15 protein-coding genes are annotated in these 17073 nt (G+C 43.0%); 11 read left to right on the forward strand and 4 right to left on the reverse strand.

What is annotated here, in order from left to right:
* Nucleotides 1–143: 143 nt before the first annotated feature.
* Together FYJ39_RS07025 and FYJ39_RS07030 are read left to right on the forward strand one after the other, a co-directional pair.
* The gene (locus FYJ39_RS07025; protein ID WP_154471758.1) at nt 144–1433 is read left to right on the forward strand and encodes a PLP-dependent aminotransferase family protein; all 1290 of its coding nucleotides are present in this window, start codon (nt 144–146) and stop codon (nt 1431–1433) included.
* 148 nt (nt 1434–1581) lie between these two features.
* Nucleotides 1582–2154, forward strand: a complete 573-nt coding sequence (locus FYJ39_RS07030; RefSeq protein WP_287848440.1) for a DUF998 domain-containing protein — start codon at nt 1582–1584, stop codon at nt 2152–2154.
* Here FYJ39_RS07030 and FYJ39_RS07035 read toward each other — a convergent pair whose 3' ends face one another.
* Nucleotides 2155–3345, reverse strand: coding sequence for an iron-containing alcohol dehydrogenase (locus tag FYJ39_RS07035; RefSeq protein ID WP_353847351.1), 1191 nt, complete (start codon nt 3343–3345; stop codon nt 2155–2157).
* 528 nt (nt 3346–3873) lie between these two features.
* On the opposite strand from FYJ39_RS07035, the gene hflK reads away from it, so the two are divergent.
* Together hflK and hflC are read left to right on the forward strand one after the other, a co-directional pair.
* Nucleotides 3874–4938: an FtsH protease activity modulator HflK gene (hflK, locus tag FYJ39_RS07040; RefSeq protein ID WP_154471761.1), complete on the forward strand. Its 1065-nt coding sequence runs from the start codon at nt 3874–3876 to the stop codon at nt 4936–4938.
* Complete coding sequence (gene hflC / locus FYJ39_RS07045) at nt 4935–5816, forward strand: protease modulator HflC (protein WP_154471762.1); 882 nt, start codon at nt 4935–4937, stop codon at nt 5814–5816. The genes hflK and hflC overlap by 4 nt, the downstream gene beginning before the upstream one ends.
* A 39-nt stretch (nt 5817–5855) precedes the next feature.
* Here hflC and FYJ39_RS07050 read toward each other — a convergent pair whose 3' ends face one another.
* Entirely contained in the window at nt 5856–6785 is a 930-nt protein-coding gene (locus FYJ39_RS07050) for a LysR family transcriptional regulator (RefSeq protein WP_154471763.1), read from the reverse strand.
* A gap of 97 nt (nt 6786–6882) precedes the next feature.
* Here FYJ39_RS07050 and FYJ39_RS07055 point away from each other — a divergent pair, with 97 nt between their 5' ends.
* On the forward strand, nt 6883–7365 hold the full coding sequence (locus FYJ39_RS07055) for an Lrp/AsnC family transcriptional regulator (RefSeq protein ID WP_154471764.1): 483 nt from the start codon (nt 6883–6885) through the stop codon (nt 7363–7365).
* A 236-nt stretch (nt 7366–7601) separates the two neighbouring features.
* On the opposite strand, the gene FYJ39_RS20860 is transcribed toward FYJ39_RS07055, so the two are convergent.
* Both FYJ39_RS20860 and FYJ39_RS07065 read right to left on the reverse strand, forming a co-directional pair.
* On the reverse strand, nt 7602–7739 hold the full coding sequence (locus FYJ39_RS20860) for a GNAT family N-acetyltransferase (RefSeq protein ID WP_235919760.1): 138 nt from the start codon (nt 7737–7739) through the stop codon (nt 7602–7604).
* A 256-nt stretch (nt 7740–7995) separates the two neighbouring features.
* Nucleotides 7996–9894, reverse strand: coding sequence for a PfkB family carbohydrate kinase (locus FYJ39_RS07065; protein ID WP_154471765.1), 1899 nt, complete (start codon nt 9892–9894; stop codon nt 7996–7998).
* A 218-nt stretch (nt 9895–10112) separates the two neighbouring features.
* Here FYJ39_RS07065 and FYJ39_RS07070 point away from each other — a divergent pair, with 218 nt between their 5' ends.
* The 6 genes from FYJ39_RS07070 (at nt 10113) to FYJ39_RS07095 (ending at nt 17061) form a co-directional block, all read left to right on the forward strand.
* Nucleotides 10113–11012, forward strand: a complete 900-nt coding sequence (locus tag FYJ39_RS07070; protein ID WP_154471766.1) for a ribokinase — start codon at nt 10113–10115, stop codon at nt 11010–11012.
* Between the two features lie 218 nt (nt 11013–11230).
* Complete coding sequence (locus tag FYJ39_RS07075; RefSeq protein WP_154471767.1) at nt 11231–12361, forward strand: BMP family ABC transporter substrate-binding protein; 1131 nt, start codon at nt 11231–11233, stop codon at nt 12359–12361.
* A 70-nt stretch (nt 12362–12431) separates the two neighbouring features.
* Nucleotides 12432–13991, forward strand: coding sequence for an ABC transporter ATP-binding protein (locus FYJ39_RS07080; protein ID WP_154471768.1), 1560 nt, complete (start codon nt 12432–12434; stop codon nt 13989–13991).
* Nucleotides 13988–15073, forward strand: a complete 1086-nt coding sequence (locus tag FYJ39_RS07085; protein WP_154471769.1) for an ABC transporter permease — start codon at nt 13988–13990, stop codon at nt 15071–15073. Before FYJ39_RS07080 ends, FYJ39_RS07085 begins: the two co-directional genes overlap by 4 nt.
* Nucleotides 15073–16017 (forward strand): ABC transporter permease, encoded by a 945-nt coding sequence (locus tag FYJ39_RS07090; protein ID WP_207708694.1) that lies wholly within the window; start codon nt 15073–15075, stop codon nt 16015–16017. The genes FYJ39_RS07085 and FYJ39_RS07090 overlap by 1 nt, the downstream gene beginning before the upstream one ends.
* Nucleotides 16018–16107: 90 nt before the next feature.
* Nucleotides 16108–17061, forward strand: coding sequence for a nucleoside hydrolase (locus FYJ39_RS07095; RefSeq protein WP_154471770.1), 954 nt, complete (start codon nt 16108–16110; stop codon nt 17059–17061).
* Nucleotides 17062–17073 lie beyond the last annotated feature (12 nt).

A 17073-nucleotide genomic window follows, 5' to 3' on the forward strand; every position in this document is an offset into this window, starting at 1 on the left:
CCTATAAAGGGTGTCTGAACTCTGTAAGAAATGCCGCCTGAATATAGGGGTATGTTATCCAGGCCCGCTGCCAGCGTGAATGAAACATAAGGATTACGCCTGGGGGTTTTTGCAGCCCCAGTGCCTAGATGAAGGAGGATATTATGAAGCCATATGCGGAAATGACGAAAGAAGAGCTGCTTGCACTTCGCAAGGAGTTAAAGGCCCAATACCGGGAGCTTCAGGGAAAAGATCTGAAGCTGGATATGTCTAGAGGCAAGCCTTGTGTGGAGCAGCTGGATCTTTCTATGGGCCTTATGGATGTGCTCAGCAGCAATGACGACCTGACCTGCGAGGATGGAACCGACTGCCGTAACTATGGTGTCCTCACTGGTATTGACGAGGCAAAGGAGCTTATTGCCGATATGATGGAGGTGAACCCGTCCACAGTCATTCTTTATGGAAATTCCAGTCTGAATGTTATGTACGACACAGTGTCCAGAGCCATGACCCATGGAATTATGGGAGGTATTCCCTGGGCAAAGCTGGAAAAGGTAAAATTTCTTTGTCCTGTTCCTGGCTATGACCGCCACTTCGCCATTACGGAATATTTCGGTATCGAGATGGTGAATGTGCCTATGACTCCCCAGGGCCCGGATATGGATATGGTAGAGGAGCTGGTAGCTTCCGACGCTTCCGTCAAGGGAATCTGGTGTGTGCCCAAGTACTCCAATCCCCAGGGATATTCTTATTCAGATGAAACTGTCCGCCGTTTTGCCAGGCTGGAACCGGCAGCTTCTGATTTCCGCATCTTCTGGGATAACGCATATGGAGTTCACCACCTGTATGACCATGAGCAGGATCACCTGATTGAAATTTTGGCAGAGTGCAAGCGGGCCGGAAGTCCTGACCTGGTTTATAAATTTGCCTCCACCTCCAAGATCAGCTTTCCAGGCTCCGGTATTGCGGCCCTGGCAACCTCGCCCAATAATCTGGAGGACATCAAGACCCAGTTAAAGAATCAGACCATTGGGCACGACAAGGTAAACCAGCTTCGCCATGCCCGTTTTTTCAGGGACATTCATGGAATGGTAGAGCACATGAGAAAGCACGCCGATATCCTTCGTCCCAAGTTTGAGGCGGTGGAATCTATTCTGGACCGTGAGCTGTCAGGTCTTGGTATCGGCCAGTGGAGTACGCCAAGGGGCGGCTACTTTATCTCCTTTGACTCCTTGGAGGGCTGCGCCAAGGAGATCGTTGCCAAATGTAAAAAATCCGGCGTTGTTATGACTCCGGCAGGCGCTACCTATCCTTATGGAAGGGACCCCCATGACAGCAACATCCGTATTGCTCCTACCTATCCGCCTTTGGGAGATTTAATCACAGCAACGGAGCTGTTTGCGCTGTGCGTTAAGCTTACCAGCGTAGAAAAGCTTTTAAAGGAAATGGATTAAAAGGAAAATGATTCAAGTGTAAAAAAAATAGCTTTATCAGATAATGATAGGGAGCGGTTTGGAGTAAAAAACCGCTTCCTATCGCAGCTTGCCGGGTCTATGCCCCAAGGAGCGCAGGGGTGGTTATTTGATAAGGAGGCGGCAGGTTGTGACAGGAAGTTCTGGGAGATTTAAAGGGAAATATGATTTCTTTACTATCTATTTCATACCGGGAATCACTGTGCTGCTGGCTTCCCATGACAGTTTTACCGATACAAATCTGTCTGTTCTCGGAAATACTGCAGGCAATCAGGCTCTTTTTACGCTTTGGGGCTTTACGACCGGAACTTATTATTGCATGTACAGCTTCTATTTATTTAATATAGGAAGATACAGGAATAAGGCTGTGAAGAGCATTATATGCACAGCTGCGGCTTTTCTTTTTACAGCAGTTATCATTCCCTATATGCCGGAGCAATATCCCTTTAAGTCCCGGCTTCATGTGCTTTTGGCATTTTTCTCGCCCATTCTTTTTACATCCGGCATGATTGCGTTTCTTAGGTTTCTCAGCAATAAAAACAGGCCCCGCTTTCGCAGGGCCTGGGAAATTATGTGGATTTTAACCGCATGTGCCTGCTTGCTTTTTATCAGAGCAGGTTTTATTACGAGCCTTCTGGAGCTGTTCACAGTCATCGGGCTTTGCGGTTATCTGCGGTATATGGAGCGGCTTCTGATCAGCTGATTAGAAATCAACCTCCTCATCCCGAAAGCAGCATGTAAGCAGCCTTTCCATCTGGGCCGGAGTGATGGTTCTTGGATTGGAGCCGGTACAGGCATCGCCTACAGCCAATTCCGCTACAGAAGGAAGCTTTTCAAAAAATTCCTTTTCATCAATGATTCCGCCTTCGTATTCTCTGATGCAGGAAGGAATATCTAATGCCTGGTTCATTTCCCGGATACGTGCGATGAGAGCGTTGACAAGCTCCTCGTCAGTGGAGCCTTCCAGGTGGATAAATCTGGCAATATTTGCGTATCTTGCGGCTGCTTCAGGCTCTTTGGCATTAAATCGGATAACCTTTGGCAGATACATAGCGTTAGCACAGCCATGTACGATATGACCGCCTGAGTAAGCAGCTCCGGTCTTGTGGGCCATGGAGTGAACAATTCCCAGCAGTGCGTTGGAAAAGGCCATTCCTGCCAGACACTGTGCGTCATGCATTTTGTCTCGTGCGGCCATATCTCCATTATAGGAAGGAATCAGGTATTCATGGATCATCTCAATGGCGTGGAGGGCCAGTGGGTCGGTGTATTCGCAGTGGAGAGTGGAGACATAGGCCTCAATGGCATGGGTCATAGCGTCCATACCTGTATGTGCGGTCAGCTTTTTAGGCATGGTTTCTGCCAGAGCCGGATCTACAATAGCAATGTCCGGGGTAATATTAAAGTCAGCCAGGGGATATTTGATTCCTTTTCCATAATCTGTAATCACAGAGAAAGCAGTAACCTCTGTAGCAGTTCCGGAGGTCGATGGAATGGCGCAGAATCTGGCTTTTGTACGCAAGGTGGGGAAGCTGAAAGGTGTGATGAGATCTTCAAAGGAGGTGTGGGGATATTCGTAAAATACCCACATAGCCTTTGCCGCGTCAATGGGAGAGCCTCCCCCGATGGCCACGATCCAGTCAGGCTCGAATTCCTCCATAGCCTTTGCGCCCTTCATAACTGTCTCTACAGACGGGTCAGGCTCTACGCCTTCAAAAAGCTGAACCTCAAGGCCTGCTTCCTTCAAATATGTCTCTACCTTTTCCAGAAAGCCGAAGCGCTTCATCGAGCCTCCGCCTACTACGATCATGGCTTTCTTTCCGTCCAATGTCTTTAAAGCTTCCAGTGCGTTTTTGCCGTGGTACAAATCTCTAGGTAATGTAAATCTCATGATGAAGCCTCCTTATGTATATGTAGAAATTGAAATGTTATTTTTTTCAATATTAAATTTTACCATGATTTTCTGCTATAGGGTAGATACTAAAAAGGAATACCAGTATTCCTGGAAAGCTACTGAAGCTTTGTGAAAATGAAAAGGAGACGGAAAGCATCATCTTTCCGCCTCCTTTCGGGCAGTAAAAACAAACCGTTTATATGGAGTGTATCAACACATAAGGGGTTAAACAACAAATACGCATAATAGAAGCGGCCCTCAAATAAGGGATATACAATGCACTTGTACAACTAAGAGGTGTCAGGCCGCTTAATATGCTGTTAACTTACAAAAGCAATAATTCCTGATGGCATTTGGAATGCGCTTTTGTTAAATTTATTTTAACATAACTTGTTTTTCGGGTGTAGATACCAATTAGGCATACAGGTATTCCTATAAGGACATCCCTCTGCCATTAAGCTCCTCTGTTCAGAATGAATATTATATGATATAATTTTAATTACTATAAAAAGGAGAAAGGAGAATTGTATGAACCTGTTTATGGGAAAAGGCTTTGCGCGCTCCGATGGAAGCGAGGTCAAGGGTCAGGATACCCAGAATTTGTACAATCATGGAAACGATGGAGGAAAGGGTGTAAAACGGGTGCTTCTTTCTGTGAAGATCATCCTTGCAGTGGCAGTTCTGGCTATAGCAGCTATGGATTCCTTTTACACCTTGTCTGAGAATGAGATGGCTGTAGTTACCACCTTTGGGCATCCTTCCAGCGTTATGACCTCCGGCCCTAAGTTTAAGTACCCCTTTATTCAGAAGGTTTATAAGATGTCCAAAGAGATAAAGGGTATGGCTATTGGCTATGATAGCACCTACGACACACAGAATCCCGCCAATAGTGAGAATAATCCTGTACCGGTTTCCGCGGAATCAGAGATGATAACAAAGGATTTTAATTTTGTGAACGTGGATTTTTATATCGAATATCAGATTGTAGATCCGATTAAAGCATACATAAACAGTGAATCCTCCACGGATATTCTGAAAAACCTGGCTCAGTCCTATATCAGAGATACAGTAGGCTCCTACAGTGTGGATGAGGTTATCACTACAGGAAAGTCTGAGATTCAGAGTAAGGTAAAAACGCTGCTGTCGGAACGTCTGGAACAGGAGGATATCGGAATCGGTATCTATAACGTTACCATTCAGGACGCAGAGCCGCCGACAGAGGAGGTGAACAATGCGTTTAAGGCAGTAGAGGACGCTAAGCAGGGTATGGATACGAAGCTGAACGAGGCCAAGAAGTATCAGTCCGAACAGATCCCGGCAGCTAACGCCAGGGCGGATAAGGCTGCCAGAGATGCGGAGGCCTACCGTCAGCAGCGTATCAGCGAGGCAGAGGGACAGGTGTCCAGATTCAACGAAATGTACGGGGAGTATGTTAAATATCCTCTGATAACAAAGAAGCGTATGTTCTATGAGACGATGGAGGAGGTGCTGCCCGGCCTGAAGGTAATTATCAATGGTTCCGATGGCACTCAGACGGTGCTGCCTTTGGACTCCTTTGTCAGCAGCCCGGAACAGGGAGGTGACCAGCAATGAAATCAATGGTTAAATCAATAAAAAATGCAGCAATCGTCATCGTGGTTCTTTTGGTGATTTTGATCTGTAATCCCCTGGTAGTTACAAGAGCCAACGAATATTCTCTGATTATCCAGTTCGGAAAGGTTGTGCGGGTGGAGGATACGGCAGGGCCCTCCTTAAGAGTACCGTTTTTGCAGTCTGTCCAGAGAATACCCAAATACAGGATGATTTCCGATCTGTATCCAAGCGATGTAACTACAAAGGATAAGAAGGTTATGACAGTAGATTCCTTTGTTATTTGGGATATTAAGGACCCTGTAAAATATCTGTCCTCCTTAAATGCCAGCAAGGAAAAGGCAGAGGTGCGCCTTGGAAATGTTGTATACAATTCCATTAAAAATGTGCTTTCTTCTACAAACCAGGCAGATATTATTTCTGGAAGGGATGGTGAACTGGCCAAAACCATAACGGAGAATATCGGCAGCGCTATGGATTCCTATGGTATCCATATCTATTCGGTAGAAACAAAAAAGTTGGATTTGCCTGACTCCAATAAGGAGTCGGTGTACCAGCGTATGATTTCCGAGCGTAATAACATTGCGGCCCAGTATACGGCAGACGGCGAGTACCAGTCCTCTCTGATTAAAAATGAGACAGACAAAACAGTGAAGGAAACCATTGCCAAGGCCGAGGCCGAGGCTGAAAAGATTAGGGCTGAAGGTGAAGCGAAGTACATGCAGATTCTCAGCAGTGCATATAATGATGCGTCAAAAGCGGATTTTTATAATTTTGTCCGCTCTCTGGATGCATTAAAGGCTTCCCTGAAGGGGAATAATAAAACGATTATTCTCAATCAGGACAGCGAGCTTGCAAAGGTTCTGTCTGGAGTAGAGTAGATGGCAGCAGGAGGGGCACCGCTGCTGTGGGGGCTGTGCTCAGTCCCCTTTCAGAGAGGACAGGGTTTGGATTAAGTAGGAGAGAAAGGCTTTCTCATCTTCGGAAAGCCGGTATCCGTTTCTGTACACCAGCAAATCTTTATAGCGGTTGCCGGGACAGCTGCAGGCTCTTTGAAGCAGGCCCTGTTTGGTGAGACAATCTCCTGGCACAGGTGAAGTCCACATATAAGAGGAGGGGAGCTCCCTCAAAAGTTCAAACTGACTGCCTCTGTCATAGATGGAAATGGTTCTCCTGGAATTTCCCGCTGTGGCGGAGGCATCCTGGGCTTCAAAGGTAAAGGAAGGGGTTTGGATATCCCCCTGGACAATTTCCGTATAGCCGGCGAAATCCAGATAAGTCAGGTTTTCTTTTAATGCCAGGGGATGGTTGGGAGAGATGAGGACATTACAGGAAAATTCCCACAGCTCCTTGTGTTCCAGATTTTCATTCTGGAGCATTTTCAGATAGTATGATTCATAAAGGGTTTGGCTTCGGATAATGCCTAAGTCAAAGGTTTTGTCAGCAATGCTGCGGATTGTGTCCTTGGAGTTTGTTTCTCGATAGTGAAGGTTCACAGAGGGAGGATTGCCCAGGGCTTTCAGGTAGGATGTAAATGCATAGGAAATATAGGTGGCCCTGGGAACGCTTAGAGTCACCTCCAGAATTTGCCTGCTGTTCTTTGTGCACAGGGATTCTATCTGTTCCTCCTGAACCAGAATCGCTTTTGCATAGCGCAGAAATTCTTCCCCCCGTTTGGTGGGAACCATTCCTCTGCTGGTTCTGTCGAAGATAGGGCTTCCCAGATCTCGTTCCAGTTCCCGGATGATTTTGCTCAAATGAGGCTGGTTCATATAAAAATTTTGCGCCGCCTTGGTGATGGAGCCGGTTTTCTCCACTTCCACAGCGTATTTTAGGTAAGAAAGATTCATGGTACAACTCCGATGCATTTTATGATATACTTAGGATACTTATCTACCAGTATATAACAGGTTGGACATTTTGAAAAGCAAAACAGCAGGGGGAAAAATGGACAAAATTGATTACAAAATACTGAACATATTAAAGGAAAAGGGCCGGGAGAAAGCTTCGGACATCAGCAAGGAGATCCATCTGTCTGTGTCGGCTGTGCTGGATCGGATTAAGAAGATGGAGGAATCAGGTATCATTAAGGGCTATACGGTCATGGTGGATACAAAAGCCCTTGGAAATGACGTAACGGCTCTGATGGAAATTAGTTTAGAGCACCCCAGATTTCATGATTCATTTACAGAGATGATTATCGATCACCCCAATATTGTAGATTGCTACTATCTCACCGGGGACTATGATTTTGTGCTGAAAATAACCTGCTCCTCCTCCGACGAGTTGGAGCGCATACATAGGACGATTAAAAGCATGACCGGGGTATCGGCCACCAGGACACATTTTGTTCTAAAGGAGATTAAAAATGTATATACCGCCATCCCGGAGGAAGGAAAGAAAACAATTCATTCAAAAGCCGCACCATAGCAAGCTTTGCTTCTGTTCTGGATACTACAACAAATGTTGCAACTCCTTGATGGCAAGGGGAATGCTTTCACAAATTTGAAAGATACAAATCTTATTAGGCTCCTTCCAAATGCTTTCTGACACTATCCGCTTGAACATATCAAGCGGATAAAAGGCGCAGGTTAATTCAGGAACTAACCGCTGAGCTTGCCGGAATGTCTCCCTCCGCTTATCAATCGGGACAGTTAGATAACTGTTCAGTCTTCCTTATTTTCACTTACCATTTCAAAACCGATTTTTTGATACATTTTAACCGCATAGTTAGCCTTTTGAACGGAAAGCGAAACACGTTCATAGGAATATGCTTTTAACAAGGACAGCATTGCTTTCATCATACTGGTTCTTATCCCGTGTCCCCGATAGTCTTTATACAGAGAAATTGCAGGGGTGGGGGTGTTATTACCAATGTGCCTGTAATCATTCATAACCCGAACCTAGACGGCGCCGGCATTTTTCCTGCTACTTCTGCAACTAATCCATAGTCATCTTCTAATGTAGCGAAACAGTCAACATAAATCTACAATTTGGGAGAAGCGATAACATTCTTTGGCGGTGGCTCTATGCCGTCTGGAATGAAAATAGCTTTATTCCTTATTGCTTTGAGGCATGTAAAAGCTCTGGTTCTTTCTGGCGGATAAAGGACTCTAAAGTGTCCTTGTCAATCAAAGCAGGAGTGGTGCCCTGTCTGGTTGTGCTGAGTCCGGCAGCATAGGTAGCGATTTTGGCGGCAGTAACTATTTCATAACCATATAAAAGATAGGATACGAGGGCACTGATAAATGCGTCACCTGCGCCAGAGCTGTCTACTGAAGTAAAATTTCCTGAGGGAATTCTACATTCAAGATTTTTTTCACGTAAGTAACAGCCCTGCGCGCCCATTGTGACAATCACAGTTTTAATCCCATAGGATAGAAGCTGTCCGGCTTTTTCTTCTAAGCTTTGGCCTCCTGGACATATTTCGCCGAGTTCATCTAAGTTTGGAGAAATAATATCAATATTTTGCAGCAACTCTAAGGGCAGTGATGAACATGCGCTGGGCTTAAGAACAGTAATCAGATTATATTTCTTTGCCATATGGCTTGCCTTTATAATTGCTTCCATTGGAATTTCTGTCTGTATTAGACAATAGCTGGCATTTACGAAAAGCCGTTCGTTTTCGATAATATCCTTTGAACTTACTGCATTATTGGCTCCTGACATAATGGAAATCATAGAATCGCCGTCCTTCTGGACAAAGATATAAGCTTGCCCGGTTTTTAGACCTTTGCTTCGCCTTATACCAAAGGTGTCAACAGGATAATCCTTAATATATTCGTATAGGAAATCAGCGTCAGCGTCATCACCCACCCGTCCGATGGCTGAAACCTGGTGTCCCAGCTTTGCGATGCCAATGGCCTCGTTTATACATTTTCCTCCTGGATAAATAGATGCGGCTGGTGAGGTTACGGTTTTGCCCGTATGTGGGAGCTGATCGAAATTCATATAGTTGTCAATGTTGATGCTGCCAAGAGAAATAACTTTTTTCAAACGTGAATTATATGGGATATCAATGGATAAATGATGCTCCAGCTTGAAGGAAAGAGCTAGTTTAGGTATACCGTCTTTCTTTTCAATTATATGAATCAAATAATCAACCACATATGTTCCAAAATCATAGTATGGAATGGGCAAGGTTGAAATCGGTGGATAATCAGTTTTTATCCTTAGGCTGTCCTTTAAGGAAACCAGGGAAAGGTCATGGGGGATCGCGTAATGCAGAGTATCAATCGCTTTGTACAGCTGGATAGCTGCGGCATAATGCGATACAACGATTCCGCTAAAAATATGATTGGTGATTTTGCTGATTGGCAGTCCGTCTGTTTCGTAAAAGACAAGTCTTTCATCAAAGGCTATATTATGGTCAAACAGGCACTGACGATAGCCCTGAAAAAAGCTTTTTGTTCGGGTGCCGTTGCGTAACATACAGGCGATCTCAGAGTGCCTGGCTTTTATGAGAGCTTCGGTTGCCAAATAGCCCATTTGCTGAAAATCAATGTTTAGCGCATGTTCAATATCTGAGTTGATAATAAAATAAGGAATATTTGCGTGTCTGATATGCCTGGCAGAATCAAGGCTGTCTGGAGAGACTGGCTCCCAGATAATGCCGTCAACATGCATGTTGAGCAAAGCCAGAATATTTTTTAGCTCTTGTTCTACGGAATTATTGCTTTCCCTGGTAAGAATCGAATATCCGCAGCTGCTGGCAGCGGCAATCATGCCGGAAATAGAATTATGAACAGCTGAAGCGTTTCGGAAAATAATTCCGAGACACAGGGTTTTCCCGCTGCTGGAAGTAATGATAGAGGAGTAGGGCTTATAATTGTATTCCTTTGCGATTTTAAGCACATGCTCCCTTGTTTCGGAACGGATGCTTTGATCTTTGTTATTCATAATTTTAGAGACTGTTGAAACAGATACTCCAGCAATCTGAGCAATTTCTTTAATTGTCATAGTAAATAAATCCTTTACAAATATTTAAGCGTTCTATTGATTAATACCGCCTCTTTCTACAATTATACACTAAATGCATAAAAAGTAAACGAAAAATAGTTATGAAAAATGACGATTTAATATTGACAATCAAATGGAATTATGTTATTTTCTTATTAAGAAAAAGTTTTTGGAAATCATTTTCTTATTATAAATGCTGCAAATGGAAGGGGAGTTTTATGAGAGTATTGAATATCGGTTCACTTAATATCGATAAGACATATTCTGTAAAGGAGTTTGTCCAACCGAAAGAAACAATAAAAGCGCTCAGGTACGAAGAGTTTTGCGGGGGCAAAGGGCTTAACCAGTCAGTGGCTCTTGCAAAGGCGGGAGCGGAGGTTTATCATGCAGGTGCAGTTGGAAAGGATGGGACAATACTGACAGATATTTTAAAAACCGCTGGTGTTCATACAGATTATATTCAGGAAATGGATGTGGTAAGTGGGCATGCGGTTATTCAGGTTGATGAAAATGGGCAGAATAATATTATCATCTGTGGGGGAGCTAATGACAGTGTCAGTAAAGCGTATATTGTGTCAGTTCTGGATCGGTTTTTGGCAGGCGACATTGTTCTTTTGCAGAATGAGATTTCAAATGTCGATTTTGTAATCACAGAGGCGAAAAAACGGGGAATGACAGTCGCGTTGAATCCGTCTCCGATGAGTGCTGAATTAAAAAGCTATCATTTAAATCAGGTTGACTATTTGATTGTAAATGAGGTAGAAGGTAAAGAACTGGCAGAGGTTAATTCGGAGAAAATATCAGATATTATGGAAGGGCTTAAGATCAAATTTCCAGATGCTTTCATAGTTTTAACACTGGGAGAGAAGGGTTCCTATTTTTTTAATCAGTCAGAAACTATATATCAGGATATTTTCAAAGTGAAGGCAGTTGATACAACCGGTGCTGGGGATACGTTCTGTGGTTATTTTCTGGGAGGTCTTGCGGAGGGTCTGACTGTTCAGGAAAGCCTTAAAAATGCAAGTGCTGCCAGTGCGATTGCAGTAAGCAGAAGGGGGGCGGCGCAGAGTATACCAACAAAACAGGAAGTACAAAATTTCCAGAAGAACAAAAAGTAGCGAAGCTGTAAAATTTTAAAAGTCGAGATGAGCAAAATTCATTGAGTTAAAGATTTGTTTTGTCTGTCAGTTGAAGAAATATGAAAAATAATTTCTTGATGGTAGATAGCAATCAGCTCCTTTCTGGAATATTGATTTTGACAACTTAATTATACCAACAGGAGCTGATTGTTACTATAAATTTGGATGGCTATTAAAACAATAAGGGAGGTTATAAAATGAAGTTGAAAAAAGGATTTGCAATGGTATTGGCAACGACAATGTGTTTTGGTCTTGTGGCATGTGGTGATTCGGGTAAGGGAACAGAAGCCGCAATAACAGAAGCTTCATCAGTGGGCGGAGAAACAGCAGAGAAAGCGGGAGGAAAAGCAATTCTGATTGTAAATGGGAATCTGGGGGATTTAGGATTTTTTGATTCTGCAAACAGGGGAATGGAACGTATAAAAAGTGAACTTGGCGTTGGTATTCAGGTTATCGAGACTGGCGATGACGAAGCAAAATGGGAACCAGCTCTGGCTGATGCGGCAGATGAAGATGCTGACTGGATCATAGCGGTTTCTCCTTCTATGGTTGAGCCAATTCAGAAGCTGGCTCCAGATTATCCAGAAAAAAAGTTTCTTTTGATTGATAATACAGTTGATTTTGAAGCAGCTGATTTGAGCAATGTTTACTGCGCTACGTTTAAACAGAACGAGGGTTCTTTTCTTGCAGGGGCTGCAGCGGGCCTTCTGGCTAAGCAGGGAGGTAAGATTGGCTTTGTAGGAGGAATGGATATCCCTCCGATTAATGATTTTCTGGTAGGCTATATTGAAGGTGCGCAGAGTGTGAACCCTGATATAAAGGTAATCAGTACCTATACAGGTGACTATTATGATCCGGCCAAGGGAAAAGAGCATGGAATCGTACAGTTTAATCAAGGCGCGGAGGTTATCTTTGCAGCGGCAGGACCGGCAGGGCTTGGTGTAATTGAAGCGGCGACAGAGCAAAATAAAAAAATAATAGGAGTGGACTCGGATCAGTCGGCAGCATATGCAGAAAATGGAGATACTAAAACAGCGGATCATATTGTAACTTCAATGGTTAAAAATGTTGGGGATGTTATTTTTAGAGCGATAGAAAAAGACGTGAAGGGTGAACTGGAATGGGGAACGACGGAAAGCCTTGGAATTGCGGAGAATGGAGTAGGTCTTGCCAAAAATAATGTTTATAAAGCTGCATTTACAGAGGAACAGCAAGCGAAAATGGAAGAAATCCAAGAAAAAGTAGTGGCGGGGGAAATAAAAGTTGATTCGGCGATAGGTATGTCAACAGAGGCGCTTGATAGCATCAGAAATGCGGTTAAGCCTTGATTGATACACGATCATTGTATTGCCTGGAGGATTTCTTTCAGGCAATTCCTATTGATGGGAGGTGTAGCTGATGGAAAAGAAAAAGGATAAAATTGTTTTAAAGGCTAGGGATATTCTCAAGGTTTACCCCAATGGTGTGGTAGCCAATAAAAATGTTAATTTAGAGATATATGAAGGTGAGATTCATGCGCTGATTGGTGAAAACGGGGCTGGGAAATCAACACTAATGAAAATTCTGTTTGGGATGGAAACGCCAGAAGGCGGACACATTTTCTTAAATGGAGAAGAGGTGAAAATTGATAGCCCCAAAAAGGCTATTAGTCTGGGGATTGGTATGGTTCATCAGCACTTTATGTTGGTGGATTCTCTGACAATTGCAGAAAATATTGTACTGGGTTCAGAACCTAGTAAATATGGAATGTTGATGGATACAAAGGAAATGATTCGTATCTCCAAAGCTTGTGCGGACAAGTATAATTTTAAAATTAATGTAAACGAAAAGGTAGAAAATGCCAGTGTTGGAATAAAGCAGGAAACAGAGATTTTAAAAGCCTTGGTTCGTGGCGCTAAAATTTTAATTCTGGACGAACCGACGGCTGTTTTGACGCCGCAGGAAACAAAACTGTTATTTGAGGAATTAAACTCACTGAAGAAACAGGGACATACGATTATATTTATTTCTCATAAATTAAATGAAATTATGGAAATATGTGATAGGGTCACAATTATGCGCCATGGGACAACGATTGAAACAACGTATGTAAAGGATACGAGCCCACAGGATATTTCAAACAAAATGGTAGGCAGAGAGATTGTGCTTCATATTGATAAAAAACCTGCTGAGGTTGGGGCGGTTTGCCTTGAAGCAGAGAACCTCACTTATGTGAATTCTATCGGTAAGAAAATGCTTGATAATGTTAGCTTAAAGCTCCGTGCAGGAGAAATTTTGAGCGTTGCGGGTGTAGAAGGAAATGGGCAGTCGGAACTTGCGGAAGTTCTTACCGGGATGAAAAAGCCGATGCTGGGCCAAGTTAAAATTTCTGGTATGGAAGTGTTGGATTATTCACCAGCAGAATTTCGAAGAAAACAGGTGGTATATATTCCAGAGGATAGAATGGCAGTCGGCTGTGCTGCGGATATGACAATTTCTGAAAATATGTTTGCGGACAAGATACAGAGGTATCTGATAAGGAATATTTTTTTGGATCGGAAAAGAATGGATGCAAAAGCTAAAGAGTGGGTTAAGGATTTTAACGTGTTGTGTACATCGGCAGAGCAGGATGTTAATATGCTGTCAGGTGGCAATATACAAAAGGTGGTCGCTGCGAGAGAACTGACGGAAAATGTAGGGATTGTTGTTGCAGAACAGCCCACTAGAGGTATTGATGCAGGAGCATCTGAACTGATTCGAACGAAGCTTGTTGAGCTTAGGGACAGAGGCGTAGCTGTACTGTTGATTTCGGCAGATTTGAATGAAATACTTGAATTAAGCGATAGCTGTATTGTTATGTATAATGGAAAAATCAATGCGTATTTCAAGGATACGACAAATCTGACAGAAGAAGAACTCGGCTACTATATGCTCGGTGTTAAGAAACAGAGTGAAGAGGAAGTGAGGGCGCTCCTATGATAAAAGGCGGTAAAAAATCAAACGTTGATGTTTTTAATACATATTTTGCTATCCTGCGATTCACTATTGCGGTATTAATCGCATTCACTATTTCTTTTATTATTATGAGCTTTTCGTCAAGTAATTCGCTAGGCGCAATAAAAAACTTGTTCATTGGTCCCCTAACAACAGTAAGACGTTTCAGTACAGTTTTAGAAACGGCGATTCCTCTAACGTTTGCAGGTCTTTCGATCTGTGTCATGTTTAAGGCAAATCAATTTAATATGGCGGCAGAGGGCGGCTTTTTTTTGGGAGCGCTTGGAGCGGCAATGATTGCAATTTACATGCCAGCTCCGCCTGTAATTGTAATTTTAGCAGCAATGTTGACTGCCGGTGTAATTGGAGCATTCGTTTGTGCAATTCCAGGTTTTTTGAAAGTCAGATGGAACTGCAGTGAGCTTGTTATATCGTTGATGCTTAATTATGTGGCGCTTTATTTTGGAACCTTTATTTTTAATCAGTTTGCAAAAGATCCTAGCTCTGCATATAAAGCCTCGCTCCCATTTCAAAAAGGCGTCAGTCTCGGAACGATTATTCCAAAAACGAGGCTTCATGGTGGAGTTTTTATTGTTCTTGTGTTCGTTTTTTTGACTTATATCTTTATGTTCAAAACAAAATGGGGATATAAGCTTAGAGTGGTAGGGAGTAATTTAAAGTTTGGGCAGTACGTTGGAATAGGGACAGCCGGAGTGATAATGATGGCTCAGCTTATTGGAGGATTTATTGCCGGTGTGGGTGGAGCGACGGAAATGCTTGGGATGTATACTCGCTTTCAATGGTCAGCCCTTCCAGGATATGGATTCGATGGAGTTGTGCTGAATATTCTCGCCAAGGGAAATCCTGCGTATGTGCCAGTAGCGGCATTTGCGGTTGCCTATCTTAGAGTTGGAGCGGATTATATGTATAAGCAGTCGGATGTGGCTGCGGAGATCGTTTCAATTATTGAAGCACTTGTAATTGTATTGGTAGCAGCTAATGCATTTCTTTCTAAATATCAGCACAAGATGATTACAAAGCTTTCTACAGAAGGAGGGAACAAATAATGTCAGCGATCTTAAATTCTGTTATGACTCCATCATTTTTATACTCCATTATTCGGGTAGCGACTCCTTTAATTTTGGCTTCTCTGGGTGCTGTTATTACGTCAAATGCAGGAATTACCAATATCGGTATTGAGGGGGTCATGCTGATTTCGGCACTTGCAGGAGTATTTGCAAGCGCATTTGGCTTTGGTCCGTGGTTTGGATTATTGATTGCTATTTTGACAGGTGTTGTTTGTTCGCTTGCTATTGGGTATGTTTCAATGACCTTAAAAGCGGACAGCGTGCTGACCTGCATCGCTTTTAATACGATGGCATTAGGGGGGACCGTGTATTTTATGTATGCGGTAGTGAAAGATAAAGGGACGACGCTTGCGCTTTCCTCTGGAAAACTTCCTAGTATTCATATCCCCTTCATCCAAAATATTCCCCTCGTAGGAGATGTTATTTCGAATCATAACGTAATATCTTATGCAGCATTTGTGATGATATTTGTAGTTTATGTATTGCTATATAAAACTCCATTGGGACTACGAATCCGCTCGGCAGGAAAATCTCCAAAGGCACTGTCTTCCGTGGGAGTTAGCTTGATAAAAACACGTTATATTGCCTTGGGAATTAGCGGCATCTTAGGAGGCATGGCAGGAGCGTTTATGTCTATGGGATATGTAACCTGGTTTTCTAAAAATATGACTGCAGGACGAGGATTTATTGCATTAGCTGCTGATGCAATGGGAAATTCCACTCCTCTGGGAGCAACGCTTTCTTCCTTGCTGTTTGCGATTGCAGAAGCTTTGTCGTATTCTTTGCAGGTAACTACAATTCCGCCAGAATTAGTACAGATGTTGCCATATCTTGTAACTATAATAGGGCTGATTGTTTATTCCGTAAAGAGAAAGTCCAAGGATAGCAAGGCAAGAGAAGTGTATGCAAAGAAGAATGTGTAAATAAAGTTAGACTTTATAGAAAAGCTAGATAAGTAAGCTGTGATGTGCAAATCCACATTATGAAACAAAATGTATGAGAGGAGAAAGAATATGAAAAAAACACCTATTATAATTGATTGTGATCCGGGACATGATGATGCTATGGCCATCTTATGGGCACTTGCATCAGAGGAGCTGGAAATTAAAGCAGTGACAACAGTAGCAGGAAATCAGACCATTGAGAAGGTTACAAACAATGCGATTCGTGTTTTGACAAAAGCAAGAAAGTTAAATATTCCGGTTGCTAGGGGTGCGCAAGAACCGATGGTAAGAAAGCTGGTAGTTGGAGGAGCGCTTGTGCACGGAGATTCTGGCTTGGAAGGACCTAAGCTGCCCGAATGCGGATTTACTGTTTCAGAGCTGAGAGCACTTGAACTAATGGTAAAGGTACTGGAAGAATCTCAGGAAAAGGTAACAATTGTAGGAATTGGCCCTTTGACTAATGTTGCAGAGCTTTTAATTACCCGCCCTGATTTAAAGACTAAAATAAATGAGATTTCGATCATGGGAGGAGGGACGGTTGGAAACTGGACACCGGCAGCCGAGTACAATATTTTTGCAGATCCTGAGGCGGCAAAGGTTGTGTTTAACTGTGGACTTCCTGTCATTATGTCTGGATTAGATGTGACGCAAAAGGCTTATGTCACGAGAGAAGAGAATGAACGGCTTAGAGGACAGGGAAATGAACTGTCGGTATTTGCCGCAGAATTGATTGATTATTTCAGTAAATACCATTATGAAGTAGAGGGCTTTCCGGGATGTACGCTTCATGATCCGTGTGCGGTTGCTGTTTTGGTTCATCCGGAAATATTCGATAGTAAGCAGTGTCATGTAGATGTTGAGCTAAATGGCGAGCTGACAACTGGTATGACGGTTGTTGATACAATTGATTATCAGAAAAAACTATTCGGAAAAGAAGTAAATCACAATACAAAATTCCTATGTGGTGTAGACAGAGAAAAATTTGTGGAGTATTTCCTTGAGGCAATGAAGAAGCTAAATTAAAACTGGAGGCAC

The sequence above is a fragment of the Clostridium porci genome, from assembly GCF_009696375.1.
In the GTDB taxonomy this organism is placed as follows: domain Bacteria; phylum Bacillota; class Clostridia; order Lachnospirales; family Lachnospiraceae; genus Enterocloster; species Enterocloster porci.